At 69.2% G+C, this 16,500-nt stretch carries 13 protein-coding genes; 8 read left to right on the top strand and 5 right to left on the bottom strand.

The window, feature by feature from the left end:
• Positions 1 to 9 precede the first annotated feature (9 nt).
• Positions 10 to 4,233, top strand: a complete 4,224-nt coding sequence (locus IEX72_RS05960) for a PAS domain S-box protein (protein WP_188786468.1) — start codon at positions 10 to 12, stop codon at positions 4,231 to 4,233.
• 86 nt (positions 4,234 to 4,319) lie between these two features.
• Here the strand turns inward: IEX72_RS05960 and IEX72_RS05955 are convergent, their stop codons facing one another.
• Complete coding sequence (locus IEX72_RS05955; RefSeq protein WP_188786467.1) at positions 4,320 to 5,729, bottom strand: FAD-dependent oxidoreductase; 1,410 nt, start codon at positions 5,727 to 5,729, stop codon at positions 4,320 to 4,322.
• A gap of 11 nt (positions 5,730 to 5,740) precedes the next feature.
• A complete protein-coding gene (locus IEX72_RS05950; RefSeq protein ID WP_188786466.1) occupies positions 5,741 to 6,148 on the bottom strand; it encodes an ArsR/SmtB family transcription factor in 408 nt (135 codons plus the stop codon).
• A 235-nt stretch (positions 6,149 to 6,383) separates the two neighbouring features.
• Here IEX72_RS05950 and IEX72_RS05945 point away from each other — a divergent pair, with 235 nt between their 5' ends.
• From IEX72_RS05945 to IEX72_RS15455, 5 genes are all read left to right on the top strand, one after another.
• Positions 6,384 to 8,297, top strand: coding sequence for an ABC transporter ATP-binding protein (locus IEX72_RS05945; protein ID WP_188786465.1), 1,914 nt, complete (start codon positions 6,384 to 6,386; stop codon positions 8,295 to 8,297).
• A 60-nt stretch (positions 8,298 to 8,357) separates the two neighbouring features.
• Positions 8,358 to 8,726, top strand: coding sequence for a rhomboid family intramembrane serine protease (locus IEX72_RS05940; RefSeq protein ID WP_188786464.1), 369 nt, complete (start codon positions 8,358 to 8,360; stop codon positions 8,724 to 8,726).
• Positions 8,727 to 8,864: 138 nt separating this feature from the next.
• On the top strand, positions 8,865 to 10,289 hold the full coding sequence (gene lpdA, locus IEX72_RS05935) for a dihydrolipoyl dehydrogenase (RefSeq protein WP_188786463.1): 1,425 nt from the start codon (positions 8,865 to 8,867) through the stop codon (positions 10,287 to 10,289).
• A 235-nt stretch (positions 10,290 to 10,524) separates the two neighbouring features.
• Positions 10,525 to 11,028 (top strand): gamma carbonic anhydrase family protein, encoded by a 504-nt coding sequence (locus IEX72_RS05930; protein ID WP_188786462.1) that lies wholly within the window; start codon positions 10,525 to 10,527, stop codon positions 11,026 to 11,028.
• Between the two features lie 89 nt (positions 11,029 to 11,117).
• The gene (locus IEX72_RS15455) at positions 11,118 to 11,360 is read left to right on the top strand and encodes an ATP-binding protein (protein ID WP_326838261.1); all 243 of its coding nucleotides are present in this window, start codon (positions 11,118 to 11,120) and stop codon (positions 11,358 to 11,360) included.
• A 43-nt stretch (positions 11,361 to 11,403) separates the two neighbouring features.
• Here the strand turns inward: IEX72_RS15455 and IEX72_RS05925 are convergent, their stop codons facing one another.
• The 3 genes from IEX72_RS05925 to IEX72_RS05915 all read right to left on the bottom strand — a co-directional run bounded on the left by IEX72_RS05925 (position 11,404) and on the right by IEX72_RS05915 (position 13,741).
• On the bottom strand, positions 11,404 to 13,059 hold the full coding sequence (locus IEX72_RS05925; RefSeq protein ID WP_188786461.1) for a rhomboid family intramembrane serine protease: 1,656 nt from the start codon (positions 13,057 to 13,059) through the stop codon (positions 11,404 to 11,406).
• Between the two features lie 103 nt (positions 13,060 to 13,162).
• A complete protein-coding gene (locus IEX72_RS05920) occupies positions 13,163 to 13,441 on the bottom strand; it encodes a UPF0058 family protein (RefSeq protein ID WP_188786460.1) in 279 nt (92 codons plus the stop codon).
• Positions 13,442 to 13,534: 93 nt separating this feature from the next.
• A complete protein-coding gene (locus IEX72_RS05915; protein ID WP_188786459.1) occupies positions 13,535 to 13,741 on the bottom strand; it encodes a ribbon-helix-helix domain-containing protein in 207 nt (68 codons plus the stop codon).
• A gap of 198 nt (positions 13,742 to 13,939) precedes the next feature.
• Between IEX72_RS05915 and IEX72_RS05910 the strand changes: the two genes are divergently transcribed.
• Both IEX72_RS05910 and IEX72_RS05905 read left to right on the top strand, forming a co-directional pair.
• Positions 13,940 to 14,533 carry a molybdopterin-dependent oxidoreductase gene (locus tag IEX72_RS05910; protein ID WP_188786458.1) on the top strand — a complete coding sequence of 198 codons (594 nt, stop codon included), beginning with the start codon at positions 13,940 to 13,942 and terminating at the stop codon, positions 14,531 to 14,533.
• Between the two features lie 580 nt (positions 14,534 to 15,113).
• A complete protein-coding gene (locus tag IEX72_RS05905) occupies positions 15,114 to 16,475 on the top strand; it encodes an isochorismate synthase (RefSeq protein ID WP_188786457.1) in 1,362 nt (453 codons plus the stop codon).
• Positions 16,476 to 16,500: the final 25 nt, after the last annotated feature.

Here is a 16,500-nt window from a genome sequence, read left to right as displayed (position 1 = left end):
GTAATGGGTATGTGCCCGTCGAGTCCCCGTTCGATCCGGGTCGTGGTGGTGGGGAACGAGCGGGTCAAGAACGCCCTTTCGGGGGGGCACGGCGACGCCGTCTTGAATGTCGAGTCAGTGCCGCCGTCGGCGGCCACCGACGAGGTCGAACGCGACCCGCTCGACCTCCGCCGAACCGACTGTGTAATCGTCGACAGCCGGGCGGCGAGCCCCCACGCGGTCGACACCGCTGAACGCGTCGAACAGCGGGACGCCAACGCTTCGGCCGTGGTACTCACCGACGGCTGGGACCCCGACCGCGTCGCCGACGCGGTGTCGTCGGGGATCACCGACGTGCTCCCGCGGTCGCTGCTCGAGGAGGCCCCCGGAGCCCTCGTCGAGCGGGTCACCGACGCAGTCGCGGCCGCGGCCGCGGCCGCGGACGCGGATGTTGGAACCCCAGGGGTGGCCGCCCTGGATCACGGCGCTTCGGATCCGGCCCACCCCGGTCGGGTGGTGCGTCGGCTCCACGACTCAACCGAGGAGATCCAGTCCGCCACGACTGAGCGGGAGGTCTGTGCGGCGACCGTCGAGGCGGCGGCGTCCGTGCTCGGCCTCGCGGCGCCGACCTGTTGGACCGCGGATGCGGCGCCGTCGACACCCGCGGAGACGGACCCGCCGGCGCCCGAGGCCCACTCTACGGCGACAGACGAGGCGACGCTAACGCCGGCGGCGGGGGACAGTTCGGCGTGGCGGCCGCCACGGAACGGCGACGGGGTGGTTCGGCTTCGCGCCGGCGACCCCGGCTACGACGCCTACGACGCCGGAACCCCGATGTCTGTCGGTGCCGACGAGAGAGCGGTCCCCGACGGGGCCAGTGGGGCGGTCTTCCTCCCGCTCGGCCGTCACGGCGTGCTCGGAGCCGGGATTCCGGCGGCCGATACGGTCGCCGACCCGATCTGGGACGCCGCCACCATCCTGGCTCGGCACGCCGCGACCGCGCTGGACCGCGTGGCGCGCCGTGGGGAACTCCGTCGGAGCGAACGGCGGTTCCGGCTCGTGGCCGACCGGATCGACGAGGTCATTTTCCTCTCTGAACCGGACTTTTCGGAGGTGTTCTACGCTAACGACGCGTACGCGGAGGTGTGGGGCGACCCCGTCGAGACGCTGTACGACGACCCGCGGGGCTTCATCGACGCCATTGACCGCCGGGATCGGGACTCCTTCGAGGCGGAGTTCGAGGCGATGCTCGACGACATCGACCGCGGCGACCCCGACAACCGGTACGTCTTCGAGTACCGGATCCGCCCCGACCCCGACGAGGTACGGTGGGTCCGCGCCACGGGCTACCCGGTCGAGCACGACGGCGGCGGCACGCGGTTCGTCGGTGTCGTCGAAGACGTGACCGACCACCGAGAACTCGAGGCGACCTACCGCGGGGTCTTCGAGAACGCCTCCGACGGCCTGGTGATCCACCACCCCGAAACCGGCCGGATCGTCGACGCCAACGACCGGTTCTGCGGGATGAGCGGGTACGACCGCGAGGAACTCGTGGGAGAGACGATCGAAGCCGTCACCGCCCCGGACTACACCCACGAGCACGCGGCCGAGCGCATCCGGGCGGCCCGCGAGGAGGGGCCGCAGTTGTTCGAGTGGCGGAACCGGACCAAGGACGGCGACACGTTCCCGGTGGAGGTCCACCTGAGTGTCGTCGAGATCCGGGGCGAGGAGCGCGTCCTGGGGAGCGTCCGGGACGTCTCCGACCGGAGGCGAACCGAGCGCCGGTTGAGCGAGGTGCTCGACAGAATCGACGACGCGGTCTACATCACGCCCGCCGACAACCTCGGCGACGCCACCAGGGGCCCGGACTACCTGAGCGCGGGGTACGAGGAGATCTGGGGCCAACCGCTCGACGACATCCGGGACCGGTACGAAAACGGGTTCTTCGACACCATCCACCCGGACGACAGGGAGGCGTACCGGTCGTTCGTCGAGGGGATGACCGACGACGTGACCGCCGGTTCACCGGCAGACAGCTACGACACCGAATACCGTATCGAGCGCCCGGGCGGCGAGGTCCGGTGGGTCAGGTCGGAGTATTATCCGATCGAGTGGGGGACCGGTCCATTACGGATCGTGACTGTCAGTCGCGACGTCACCGAACGGAAGCGGACCAGGCGTACTCTCCGGACGATCGCCGAACGGGTCGACGAGGCAATCTACATGTCCTCGCCGGACAAACGCGAGGTGTACTACGCGTCGCCGTCGTTCGCGGACCTGTGGGACCTGCCGATCGAACGCGTCTACGAGGACCCGCAGGCGTTCATCGACCGGGTCCACCCGGACGACAGAGAGTGGTTCGAAGAGGAGTACGACCGGATCCGAGCGGACCTCACACAACCGGACCGGGAGCCGCAGGACACCTACGAACTCGAGTACCGGGTTCGCCACCCCGACGGCGAGGTCCGGTGGATCAGCGTCCGGGGCTACCCGGTGTTCGACGGCGCGGGCGGCGTCGACCGGTGGATCGCGGTCAACCGCGACGTGACCGACCGCAAGACCCGCGAGCGTCGGATCGCGTCGTTCGACGACGCCACAGAGGACCTCACAACCACGGACTCGGCTGCCGCGGCGGCCGAGACTGCGGTCGCAGCAGCCCGAGACACCCTGGAACTCCCGGCGGTCGGGGCGTTCCTCTACGACGAGGACGCGGGCGTGCTCCGACCGGAGGCGATCTCCGGGGCGCTCGGCGACACCGAGATGGACCCGATCGACCCCGACGGGGGACGGATCTGGTCGGCGTTCGCGACCGGAACCGTAACCGCATCGGCAGACGACAGGAGCGGCGACGACGAGGCGGGGCCGCTGTGTGACCTCGCCGCGTGGCGTGCGATCCCGCTCGGAACCCACGGCGTGTTGGTGGTCGGTGCGCCCGAGAGCGCCTTCGAGTCGGGGACCATCCAGACGGCTCACGTGCTCGCGGCGACGCTTGAAGCCGCCCTCGCACACCTTCGAGGGCAGCAGCAACTCGCCGATCGGGAGCGCGAACTCCGGACCCAGACCGAGCGCGCGGAGCGGCTGGACCGGATCGCCCGACTCACCCACCGGGTCGAGGCCGCGATCACCGACGCGACCACGCCCGGCGAGGTCGAGCGGGCGGTGTGCGACCGACTCGCCGACTCCGGGCCGTACGATCTGGCGTGGATCGGCGGCGCCGAGGTCGGGTCCGACCGGCTGACCCCCCGGGCCGTCTCGGGCGCCCCGACGGGGTACGTCGACGCGATGCGGCTCGGCCCAACCGACGGCGGCGCCGACCCACACCCCGCAGTCGATGCCTGGCGGACCGACGACCCGCGGGCGGTCAACTCCCTGGTCGGCGGCGGGCCGTCGAGCGAGTGGCGGCGACACGCCCTCTCGGCGGGGTATCAGTCGGTGTGTGCGGTCCCGTTGACGTACGGTGGCGTCACCCACGGGGTGTTGAGTATCGGGACCGACGCGCCCAACTCCTTCGGGGACCGCGAGCGGGCGACGCTCGCACAGCTCGGGGCGTCGATCGCGAACGCGCTCGCGGCGATCGAACGGCGCCGGGCGTTGGAGTCGGACGCGACGGTCGAACTGGAGTTCAGCGGACCGGGGGAGTCGCTGGCGTTCGCCCGTGCGGCCGCCGCCGCGGACTGCCGGGTGGGACTGCAGCGGACCGTCGCCGCACACGACGGGCCGGTGAGCGTCTACTTCAGCTTCGAGGGCGACGTGCCCGACAACGTCCCCGAGATCGCGCGCCGGACGCTCCCGGGGTCGGTCGATGTTGTCGACGACGAGGGCACCGTCGTGGAGGCGCGGACCGACGAGTGGTTCGGCGCTCCCTTGGCGGAGTACGGCGGGATGGTTCGCGACGCCGTCGCCGACCCCGAGGCGACGAAGATTACCGTCGAGGTTCCCCAGGAGACCGACGTGCGGTCGTTCGTCGAGCGACTGCAGGACGTCGCCCCCTCGTTGGAGCTGGTCGCCCGGCGACACCACGGGACGCAGGACCGGACGCCCACGGAACTCGGCGACACGCTCGGGGACGCGCTCACCGACCGGCAGTTGGAGGTCGTGCGAACCGCGCTGTCAGCGGGGTACTTCGAGTGGCCCCGGGAGCACAACAGTAGCGAGGTCGCGGGGCGGCTCGACATCACCCAGCCAACGTTCAACAAGCACCTCCGGATCGCCGAGCAGGAGACGTTCGAGCTCCTGTTCGGCGGCGACGAGTGAGGTATCACACGGTTTCACGGCCGGCTCTCACTGCGTGTCGCCGGCACCACCCCGCTGCTTGCACCGGGCGGCGGGAGCCCCCGGAGTCAGTCCCGGGATCCACTCCACAGCGCCGACCGCGGCGCCGCGACGAGCGCTTCGAGCGCCATCGCGCGCACCACGCCCAGCGACCGGAGCGGCTCCGCTGCCGGCACCGGGTGGTCCGCGCCGGTCGCGGCGCGTTCGAGGGCCGCAAACCGCTTGGCGCGGTCGGCCGCGTAGGCCGCAGTCGTCTCCGCAACCGCCCTTCCGTCGCGTGCCAGCACCGACACCAGTCCGAGTGCGTCGGTGATGCCCAGCGAGACGCCGACCCCGGTCGCGGGGGCGGCCGGGCACGCCGCCCGGCCACACCGGGCGATCCGGCCGTCTCCCCACCGTCGTTCGGCGACGGTCCCACCAGGGAGCCTGACCTGCCGAACCCGCTCCCGGTCGAACGCCTCGGGCGCGGGACCTTCGAACGCGTCCGACTGCCGGGTCGCCGCCTCGATCACCCGCTCGTCCGCCGGTGATTCGGACGCGGCCACCGTGATCCGGACGAGCGTCCCGCCGTCGGTTGCCGCCGGGAGACACTGGAGGATACCGTTCGGGAGCCACACGTCGCAGGTCCGGGTCCCGCTCGGCCCGTCGACCGTCGCCTCGTACTGGTGGACGACGTCGTGGCGGCCAGCACCGGCGTCGGACCACTCCCCTGACCGACGCTGGCCGGCGTCGGCGTCGGACCACTCCCCTGACCGACGCTGGCCGGCGTCGGCGTCGGACCTCCCACCTGATCGACGCTGGCCGGTGCCGGCGTCGGACCTCCCACCTGACCGACGCTGGCCGGTGCCGGCGTCGACGACCACATCGAACCACTCCCGGACGCCGTCGTCGAACCGGACCGCGACGCCGTCGGCCGCCGGCGAGACCGACTCGACCGTCCGGTCCCGGGCCGACACGTCACCGGGGAGCCCGTCGTTGAGGGTCCGGTACAGCACCGGCGTCGGGACGGCGACAGCCGGCACACGCCGGGTGCCGGCGGACCGTGGTCCGACCGTCCCGCTGTTGCGACCGTCACCTCGGGTCGTCACGACGCTGATGGAGTCGACCGTCGCGCCGCGAGCGAGGAGTCGGCGCCCCTCGCCGAGCGTGCCGAGCACTTCCGTCGCGGCCGGTGACAGGAGCGTCACTCGCGAGACGGCTGTCGGGCCCGCGTGTGACGCCACCACCGGGTCGAATCCAGCCCTGCGGAGCAGGCGTGTGAGCGCTACCCCGGTGGGGGTGTCTCCCACCACGAGCACCTGTCTGTCGGGAGTGGAGTCGATTACGTCGTCTGTCGGTACCCACGCCGGGGTCGGCAGCCCCGCTCCGTCCCCGACCTCCCCGTCGACACGGCTGGGCGGATCAGTCGACTCCGACGACGGGCGGGATCGGCCGGTTCGAGTGTGACCGCCCCCGACCGGCTGGTGTCGATCTGTCATCCCGGCGGGCGTCAGTTCTCCGGACGCGGGAGCGGCTCGGTCGGTTGCGGCTCGGCATCGGATGCCGCATCCTTGGTCCCCGTGTCGTCGCCGACCACGAGCACCAGCGGGCTGCCCTCGGGGGCGTAAACATCCATCCTTCGACCCTTCTCGGAGTACCACTCGTCGACGACATCGACCAGGCCGGCGTCGACGAGGTTGTCGAGATGGTAGCTGACGTTCTGGATTGAGGTGTCGACTCGGTCCGCGAGCTCCGATTGCGTTGCGGGGCTGCGGTACAACTCCCCCAGCACTTGCCGCGCGACTGTCGACGAGAGAACCGAAAACACCGCGTCGGAGCCGTCGTCGCCGAGGGTGACAACCTGGGAGCCGGAGCCGGAGCGTTCAACCGGGGGCGTATGTGGGAGCAGTGCGCTCATACCATTCCAAACGGGTTCTCCCCTGGGAAATCCTGTCACTACACCCATAGCCGACGCCCGCGTCGACGGGCTATACATGTAGCCCGTGGGGGCGATATCTCGGGTGCACACCGCGGCGCCGGCGAAGCAACAGGTTTGGGTTCGTCGGGGGCGTTCTACCCTCCACGCACACAATGACGGTCGGAGTCCGACACTGTCGGCGGGGCGACGCGACGCGCGGCCGGGTGGTGGCCCGGTGAGCGACGACGACGGCGGGTTCAGCGACATCCGCGACTCGGTCGACGGCCACCCGATCGGCCGGCTGCTCGGGTACGCTTGGCCGTACTGGCCGCGGATCACGCTGGGTGTGATCGCCGCGATGTTGACGCGGTTTGCCCGGCTCGTGCCACCGGTCATCATTGCGACCACGATCGACCGGGTCGTCCTGGGTTCGGCCGATCCCGGACTGCTGACCGAGGCCGGACTGTTACCCGCCGGCGCGATCACCGGTGAGGCCGCCCGGCTGGCGTTCCTCCGACGACTGGTGGTCATCGCGGCGCTGGCGTATCTGCTCCGGTCGGCCACCCGGTTCGGGTCGCGGTATCTGCTCCAGTCGTCGGCCCAGAAAGTCCAACGCGACCTCCGCAACGACACGTACGACCACCTCCAGCACCTCTCGATGGATTTCTTCGCGAACCACCAGACCGGGGGGATGATGTCGATCCTCAACAGCGACATCAACCGGTTAGAGCAGTTTCTGAACACGGAGTTCCGACAGCTCATTCGGGTGGTCGCCACCGTCGGCGGGATCGCGGCGGTCCTGTGGTACTACGCGCCCACGCTCGCGATCATCGCACTGGCGCCCGTTCCGATCATCGGGCTGGCGAGCGCGGCGTTCCTCCGGTGGATCGAGCCGCGGTACAAATCCCTCCGGGAGACGGTCGCCCGGCTCAACACTCGGCTGGAGAACAACCTCGGCGGCGTCGCCGTCGTGAAGGCGTTCAACCGGTACGCCTTCGAGCGTGACCGGGTCGCAGAGCGGAGCGAGGCGTACCACGACGAGAAGGTGGCGGCGCTGCGGATCCGTCGGGGCTTTTTCGCGACGCTCCGGCTGCTCACGGGCGTCGTGTTCGTACTCGTCCTCCTCGTGGGCGGGCGGGCCATCATCACCACGCCGCCCGGCGAGGCGGCGCTGATCTCAACCGGGGCGTTTGCGGCCTTCTTCCTCTATCTCCGCCGGCTCTACTCGCCGATGCGTCGGATCGGCCGGTCGGCCAATAAATACCAACTCGCGAAATCCAGCGCCGAGCGGGTGTTCGGGCTGCTGGGCCGGGAGCCGACGGTCACCGAACCCGAGGACCCACACGTCCCGGACGGGATCAACGGCGACGTGACGTTCGAGGACGTGTGGTTCGGCTACGACGACCGGGAGCCGGTGTTGCACTCGGTGTCGCTGGACGTGCCCGCCGGCGCGACCATCGGCCTCGCGGGCGCGACGGGCGCGGGCAAGTCGACGTTGGTGAAACTCGTTCCCCGCCTGCACGACACCGACGAGGGCCGGGTGACCGTCGACGACCGCGACGTCCGGGAGTATGACCTCCAGGCGCTCCGCGAGGAGATTGCGGTGGTCGAACAGAACCCCTACCTCTTTTCGGGAACCGTCGCCGAGAACGTCGCGTACGGCGACAGCGAGGTGTTGGCCGCCGAGCGGGGTGACGGCGACGCCGACGCGGCGCGCGATCGGGTGACCGCGGCTGCGGACGCCGCGGCGGCCGACGAGTTCGTCTCGGAGCTACCCGACGGGTACGACACCCAGATCGGCGAGCGCGGCGTGAAGCTCTCCGGCGGCCAGCGTCAACGGATCGCGATCGCGCGGGCGCTGCTCAACGACCCCGCGATCATCATCTTCGACGAGGCGACCAGCGACGTCGACACCGAGACCGAGGAGGAGATCAAAGCCAGCATTGACCGGCTGATCGAGAACCGGACCGCGTTCGTGATCGCCCACCGGCTGTCGACCATCCGGGACGCCGACCGGGTCGTCGTGCTCGACGACGGCGAGATCGTCGAGTCGGGGCCCCACGAGCGGCTGGTGGCGAAATCCGGCGAGTACGCCGCGTTGTGGGACGCACAGATCGACGACGCGCGGGCGGTCGACGCGGCTGAGTGAGTCACCTCAAGCCGGTTCCTGCGCCGGCGGAACTTTGCTTGCGCCGCCGATAGGTTCGGTATGCGTCGCCCGCAACGGCCGATGGTCGACCTCCTCGTCGTTTTCCTGGCGGTCTTCGCCTTTCAGCAGGTCCCGGTCGCGGCCCTCGGCGCCAGCGGGGCGGTCCTCGCGGGCGTCGGCTACGTTCTTGCGGCCAACCAGGTAGCCGACGGCATCCGCTCCCGGGCCGCGGTCGGTCGGCGTGGGTCGGTTGCGCTGTTGCTCGTCGGTGCGATCGCGGTGAGGCTTCCGACCGCCGGCCCGGGTGTCGCCGTCGCCGCCCACGTCGCCGGGTTCGTGATGGGTGCGGTCGCCGGCCGAGTGCGGGCACTCGACGCCGGAAACCGGAGCGGCCAACCACCTCCACGGGGTGGCGGAGGTGCCGCCTGAGGGGGCCGGACACGAGGTCGTGTTCGTCGTGTCCAACCAGGTTTGTGATCGACTCTGAAACAGCACGTCGCCGCCGAACCCCCTCGGAGCGAAAGAACAGTAGTTTCACGACCCCGACCGCACACGGTACTCGTAGCAATGACGCCCCGAGACGGTTCGACCCGCACCGACGTACTAGTTATCGGCGGCGGACCGGGCGGCTACGTGGCCGCCATCCGCGCCGCACAGCGAGACCGTGACGTGACGCTCGTCGAGAAGGACGCCTACGGAGGTACCTGTCTCAACCACGGCTGTATCCCATCGAAGGCGTTCATCACCGCGGCCGACATCGCCCACGACGCCGAAAACGCGGCCGTGATGGGGATCCACGCCGACCCGACGGTTGACATGGCGGCGTTGGCCGACTGGAAGAATGACGTCGTAGACCGACTGACAGGCGGCGTTGAAAAGCTGTGTAAGGCCAACCAGGTCACGCTGCTCGAGGGGACCGCGACGTTCGCAGACGACCACGCCGCGCGGGTCGCCCACAGCGGTGACGACGGGGAGACGGCGACCGTCGAGTTCGAGGACTGCATCGTCGCCACGGGGTCGCGGCCGATCGAGATCCCCGGCTTCTCCTTCGCCGACGAGGACGTGTGGGCGTCGCGGGACGCGCTCGCGGCCGAGGAACGACCGGACGAACTCGTGGTCGTCGGTGCCGGCTACATCGGTATAGAACTCTCGACGATGTTTGCGAAACTCGGCACCGACGTGACGGTCGTGGAAATGCTCGACTCCGCACTCCCCGCCTACGACGACGACATCACGCGGGTCGTCCGTTCGCGCGCGGCGGACCTCGGCGTCGACTTCCGGTTCGGCGAGGGCGCCAGCGAGTGGCGGGAATCGGGCAGGGGGATCGAGGTGGTCACCGAGGCCGAGGACGGCGAGACGGCGACCTACGGCGCCGACAAGGTGCTCGTCGCGGTCGGGCGCGAGCCCGTCACCGACACGCTGGAACTCGACGCGATCGGGCTGGAACCCGACGATACCGGCTTTCTCGCGATCGACGACCACGCCCGGACGGCGCTTGATCACGTCTACGCCGTCGGCGACGTGGCCGGCGAACCGATGCTCGCGCACAAAGCCAGCGCCGAGGGGATCGTCGCCGCCGAGACCATCGCGGGCGAGTCCGTCGCGCTCGATCACCGGGCCATCCCCGCCGCGGTGTTCACCGACCCCGAGATCGGCACGGTCGGACTGACCGAGTCCGAAGCGGTCGAGGCGGGGGTCGACCCCGTCGTCGGGGAGATGCCGATGCGCGCCAGCGGCCGGGCGCTCACGATGAACGAGTCGGAAGGGTTCGTCCGGCTCGTCGGCGACGGGGAGACGGGGCGGCTGGTTGGCGCGCAGATGGTCGCGCCCGAAGCCTCCGAGTTGATCGCGGAAGCGGGGCTGGCGATCGAACTCGGCGCGACGATCGACGAGGTCGCAGACACCATTCACACCCACCCGACGCTGTCGGAGGCGACGATGGAGGCCGCCGAGAACGCGATGCAGCAGGCGATCCACACCCTGAACCGGTAGTCAGATCGACAATTCTCCGACGATCCCGCGCCACTCGACGGTGCTTCGGGGTTCCGGACCCCGTTGAGGGTGACACCGTCGACCGCGACCGTGATACGGACTTGAGCCGCCGGGAGTCGGTCGATTCCGGCCACATTCGGCATTTTGTATCGCGGTATACAGTACATCGCCCGCCGGGCGACACCACTCCACCCCGGTCCCGGGGGCTTATGATTCCGGTCGCCGAGGCCCCAGTATGGAACGTGACGTTCTGGGGGAGTCGCCGTCGGTGGCCGACTCCGCGTTCGTCTCGGAGATGGCCTACCTCGTCGGCGACGTCGACGTGCGACCGGACGCGAGCCTCTGGCCGTTCGTGTGTCTCCGCGGGGACGGCCGGGCCACAACCGTGGGCAGGGAGACGAACGTCCAGGAGTTCTCGATGCTCCACGGGGCACACGTCGGCGACCGCGTCACCGTCGGCCACAACGTCGTCATCGACTACGCCGATATCGGCGACGACGTCCTTGTCGGGATGTCGAGTACCGTCCAGTACGGCGCCACCGTGGAGTCGAACTCGCTCGTGGCCGCCGGATCGCTGGTCACCGAAGACACCGTCGTCCCTGCGGGCCACCTGGCGTACGGTGTCCCGGCCGAAACCAGGGAACTCACCCCCGAACAGGCGGCGGTGATTGAGGAGACAGCCGACCACTACCGCGAAAACCGGCGGGCGTACAAGGCGGCCGGTGAGCTGGAACAGTAGCGGGGTCCGACCACCGGCGTCTCCAACCGGCGTCGGCAGAAGCGCGGCGACCGTGGCGAGTCGGCGTAGGGAGCGACGCGGCGGTCGACATCACCGTCTCCGACCGGCTCGACGGCGGCGTCCGCATCGCGATCGACGACGACGGCCCCGGCATCCCCGACGCGGAGTGGTCGATCGTCGCGGGTGATCGCGAGATCACGCAGTTGCAGCACGCCTCGGGCCAGGGGCCGTGGCTCGCAACGTGGGTCACAGACAGACACGGCGGCGACCTCGAACTCGTCGCCGCCGACGCCGACGGAGCCACGGTCGCGATCGATCTCCCTCTCGCTTGATCGGTCGCCCGCGACCGCGCCCGGACCGCCAGCGACGCGCCTCTCACTCGTAGGTCTCCTGGGTCAGGAGCCGGAGCCGCGTGCCGTTGTACGAGACGGTCACCCGCGAGGCGGTGCGATCGAACCGGAGTCCGTCGAGAGTCACGGACTGGTTTTCCGCCGGGAGCCGTGCCGTCTCGTTCACCGACCCGTTCGGACGTGTGACTCGCAGCCGGTAGGTCTCCCGGGTCGGGACCACGGTCACGTTCCGGCCAGCGAGTGTGGGCCCCGCGGTGACGGGGTCGGAGGTGTACACCACCCGCCCTGAGTCGCCGTTGTCGAGTCCGACGCGGTAGGCGGTGCCCGCGCCGAGTACCTGCCACCCGTCGCGCTGTGCATAGACCGTCTCACGCCACCCGACGCCGCCGAGCCGGACGGCGGTGCGGCCGTCGAACGCCAGCCGCCCCTTCGGGACCGCAGTGGTCCAGATGCCGCGCTCGGCGCTCCGGACGACGACGCCGGAGGTGTTGACGGCTGTTGTCTCCCCGAACGCGTCGACATCGACAGCAGAGACCAGCCCGTTCTGCACGTTCTCGGCGTACGTGACCTCGTAGTCGCGGACCGTCCGTTCCTCGCCAGGGAGATCGCCCGTCTGGGCGGTGAAGAGGTTCGTGGGGACCGCCGGACCGGCGACGGCGGCGGTCACGAGCAACAGCGCACCCGCCGCGACCTGCCAGTTCCGAACCACGCCAGTGTCGACCCCGAGGTCCCACTCGAAGAGCGGGTCGTCGCTGGCGACGACCGCGAGCGCGACGAGCGTGGCGAGCGCCACCACCAAGACCACGCCCGCGGCGCGGTAGAGCACGTATGTCTCCCCGCCGCGGAACCAGTAGACCGCCCACAGCGACTGTTCGACCGCGACCAGGAGGCCGCCGAGCCAGAGTCGTCGCGCGCTCGGCCGACTGTCCGGTCGCCGCCGAACGATCCAGAGTCCAACGAGGACACCGATCAGGAGTCCGAGTGCGTGGCCCTGGATCGCGATATCGGCCCACCACGGCGAGATGTACGCCGGGCGGCCGCTCGCGGTGAGTGTCGGGACCCGGAGCGCGGTGTACACCAGCCTGACCGCCCCCCCGCCGACCAGCGCAATCACGGTCCCGAGCGGGTAGTTCACCAGCGCGACGCCCGCGAAGGCGAACACGACCCCGGAGAAGCCGATGATCGGCCCGACCGCGAACACCGACGTGAGTAACCCCACCACGATCACTGCCGCGGGGAACGCGACGAACGCGCGAACGTACGGGTCCGTTCGGAGCGACGAGAAGGTCTGTGACCCCTGCTGTCTCGGGAAGTGACCCCACGCGTACTCGGCCAGCGGGGCGAGCGTGAGCGTCCCGACGAGGTTGCCGATCAGGTGTCCCGCGCCGTTGTGCGAGAAGGCCGCGGTGAGCATCCCCAGCGGGTAAAAATACGACCACGCTCGGAACGGGATCGTGACCGGCGAATACCAGTTCCGGAGCCCGCCCTGGATCAAGAGGTACACGCCGAGTACGAAGCCGGCCGACAGGAGCGTTCCCCACGGAACGCCGAGAACGAAGCGCGCTCGGAGGCGGCCACCGAGTGCTGAGGGCCGATCGACCGAGAGCGCAACAACGAGTGACACACCGAGTGCGCCCACAACCGCACCCCGTAAAAGAAGATCCACCGGAAGAGAATCCATCGTGCGTTGTGAGTTCCCGACCCATTAAGAAGCTACGCAGTCCGCTGCCGGCCGGGCCGGTTGTCCGACGGCCCACCCGCCGAACTCCTCCCGTCAGCCAGCGCTACAGTTTGCTCTCGGCGTCGTCGGCCAACTCCTCCATCCGTTTGCCCACGCGCCCGGCGTTTGAGAACTCGTCGTCGGTCATGGCCGACGCGAGGGCGTTACCGAGGACGAACACGGCGTGTTTGTGCTCGCTCTTCGATTTATGAACGTGCGATGGGTCGACGTCGAGGCTCTCGTACTTTTCGAAGAGGGTCCCGTCGACGGTCTCCCGCGCGGCGAAGTTGTCCTTGATTATCACCATCTGCTCGTGGAGTTCCAGGAGTTCGTCTTTGTGCATACCGGCGCATACGCGGGAGACCGGGTTAAGGGTTGTTGGTGGGTGCTCCCACGGTACACCCGCGCAGTTCGGAGAGTCGGGCGTCAGCCGGTCTCAGAAGACGTACTCGTCGTCGTGACCCATCATCCCGTCGTCTTCGAGGCGGTCCTCGTCGATCGGACCGCTCGTCTTAAACGCGCGGAGGCCCGTTGAGAGGAGTTCCTCGATGGCTTCCTCCCGGTTGACGAACTCGCCTTGGTCGACGAGTTGCGCAATCTGCATCTCGAGGTGTTCGGGGACGTTGATGTTCACCTTGGGCATCTGATCGTGAGGGGGTTTGGATTCGGGGTATTTAATTCCTGTGTCGTGGTTTCCGGGTTTACGAAACTGTTGTTTCGATATTGATGTCTCTGGTTTTGATCATAATAAAACTATTAGTGATCTGTGTAACCACTCGGTTCCGTTCACCCGGGTCACCCCGATGCCGGTGGTATATGTGTCTGTGGCCGAAGTGGTGGTATGGCCGAAGACCTCACCGACCTCTACCGGGCGTTCGGCGACTCGCGAGTCCCCCCCGGACAGCGCGAGACCGACGAGTTCCCGGTGCTGTCGAAGGGTGAGACGCCGTCGTGGAACCGGGAGACGTGGTCGTTCGACGTGTGGGGTGCCGTCGACACCGACCTCGCGCTCTCCTACGACGAGTTCCTGGACCTGCCGGCGACGACACAGCGGCAGGACTTTCACTGCGTCACCGGGTGGAGTGCTCTGGGGCGTGTGTTCACCGGCGTCCCGTTTCCGACAGTCGCAGACCGGGCAGACGTCCACGACGACGCCGTCCACGTTCTGTTCCACGCGCTCGACGGCTACACCACGGACCTCCCGCTCTCGGAGTGCCTCAACGAGGGTGTTCTCTTCGCGTACGGCCACGGCGGCGACGAACTGGCCGCGGACCACGGCGGGCCGCTCCGGGTGGTCACCCCGCACAAGTACGCGTACAAGGGCGCGAAATGGGTCGACGGCGTTGAGTTCCTGACCGAGGAGAAACGCGGCTACTGGGAACAGCGCGGCTACTCCGCCACCGCGAACCCCTGGAACGAGGAACGATACGGGTAGCTGGCGGTACAGCGGGTCCCATCCCACAGTTCAGACACGTACCGGGTTCGATCAGTTCGCTCGGTACAGCCCACTGTTTTACTGCGTCGGGTGCGCCTGCGGCGCACCGCTTTTGACGGGCGACTCCGGGTCGCCCGCGAAGAAGCGAGACAACTCGCCGTCTCGCCCCGCTCGCGGATGCTCCACCCGAACGCATACTCTACCGAGTACTCCGGCGAAATGCAGTCGAAACAACCAACCCAGGTCGCTCAGTACAGACGAGCCACGTACCGCGAGCGACCGGAAGGAGCGAGCGGGCTGATACTGTCGGCTATAACTACGTGAAGATTTTCGACACCCCGGGGTGTCGAAATACGTCACGCGACTATAGCCGACAGTATGAGGAACCCTCGACGGAGCGGCGAAGCCGCGACTGAGGGGGTGACACAGAGATTTTGGCCGAGCTTTTGCCAGCGGAGGAACGGGGCGGGACCGGGGGTCCCGCTAGCAACCGGGCGAAACCCGGCGACGAAGTGACCGAGCGCGGCAAAACGTCGGCGGGATAGTCAAATAAAAGTCAGTGGCGTTCCGAAACTCGACAATGGAACCGTTGCGGACCGACGCGGCGGGTACGCACCTCGTCAGTCGATCGGTCCCCGTCACGCCGCCGTCGTTCCGGTCCGTGCTCTCCGCCGCCGACGCTCCGCGGACAGTCTGGAGTGCTCCCGAGGAGGCGACCGTGGCGGGAGAGGGCGCCGCAGCAACGCTGACCACCGACGGGGCGGGTCGATTCGACACCATCCGGGAGGCCGCCGAGGCGTTGTTCGCGTCTGGCGACGTCCACGCCGGCACCGAGGCCGCCAGACCCAGGCTGTTCGGGGCGTTCGGGTTTCACCCCGACAGCACCGACAGCGCTCCGTGGGAGGACTTCCCCGGCGCACGCTTCGTGTTTCCGCGCGTACAGGTCACCTGGGTCGGCGACGACGCGTGGCTGACCGTCAACGCAGTGGGGCCGGACGTGACCCCCGAGTCGGTGGAGTCACGCCTCGAAACGGAGCGCGACCGGATCGAGTCGCTGCCGGACGCCGGCGACCCCGCGGACCCGCCGGGTGTGCGCGGTCGGCGCCGGACGACCGCACGGGACGACTGGCGGAGCGGCGTTGCGGCCGCGGTTGACCGGATCGATTCGGGCAATCTGCGGAAAGTCGTGCTCGCGCAGGCGCTCGACGTCGACCTCGACGGCGACCTCTCCCTGCCGGATGTGCTCTCCCGGTTGGGCGAGCGGTACCCCGACTGTTACCGGTTCCTCGTCGAACCCGACCCCGGGTCGGGGAGAACGCGGGCGTCGCTGTTCGGGGCGACACCCGAGCGACTGGTGTCGGTCAGGGGTCGGACGGTCGAAACCGACGCGCTCGCCGGCACGACCGGCCGCGGGGAGACCGCCGAGGAGGACGAGTGGTTGGCGGCTGAACTCGCCGCGGACGACAAGAACGTCCACGAACACCAACTCGTTGCGGACACGATCAAAGCACAACTCGCGCCCTTTGCGGCGTCGGTGAGCGCCGGCCCGCGACGGATCCGGCGGCTCGCCACCGTCCAGCACCTCCGGACCCCAATCACCGCGACGCTCGACACCGCCGAACACGTGCTGTCCCTCGTCGAAGCGCTGCATCCGACGCCCGCAGTCGGCGGGCTGCCGCCGGAGCGGGCGCTCGAAACCATCCGGGAGACCGAGCCGTTCGACCGCGGATGGTACGCCGCCCCGGTCGGGTGGATCGACGCCGCGGGGTACGGCACGTTCGCGGTCGCGCTCCGGTCTGCCGTGGCTCGCGGCGACACAGCGACGCTGTTTGCGGGTGTCGGCATCGTCTCCGACTCCGACCCCGACCGGGAGTGGGATGAGGTCCAGCTCAAGTATCGGCCGATCCTCGATGAACTCGAACGGGAGGCACACGGACGGTGAGAGGGGGGCTCGACCGCGTTGCGGC

The organism is Halobellus salinus (assembly GCF_014646875.1).
Lineage (GTDB): Archaea > Halobacteriota > Halobacteria > Halobacteriales > Haloferacaceae > Haloquadratum > Haloquadratum salinum.
This window is presented reverse-complemented; position numbering and strand designations above follow the sequence as displayed.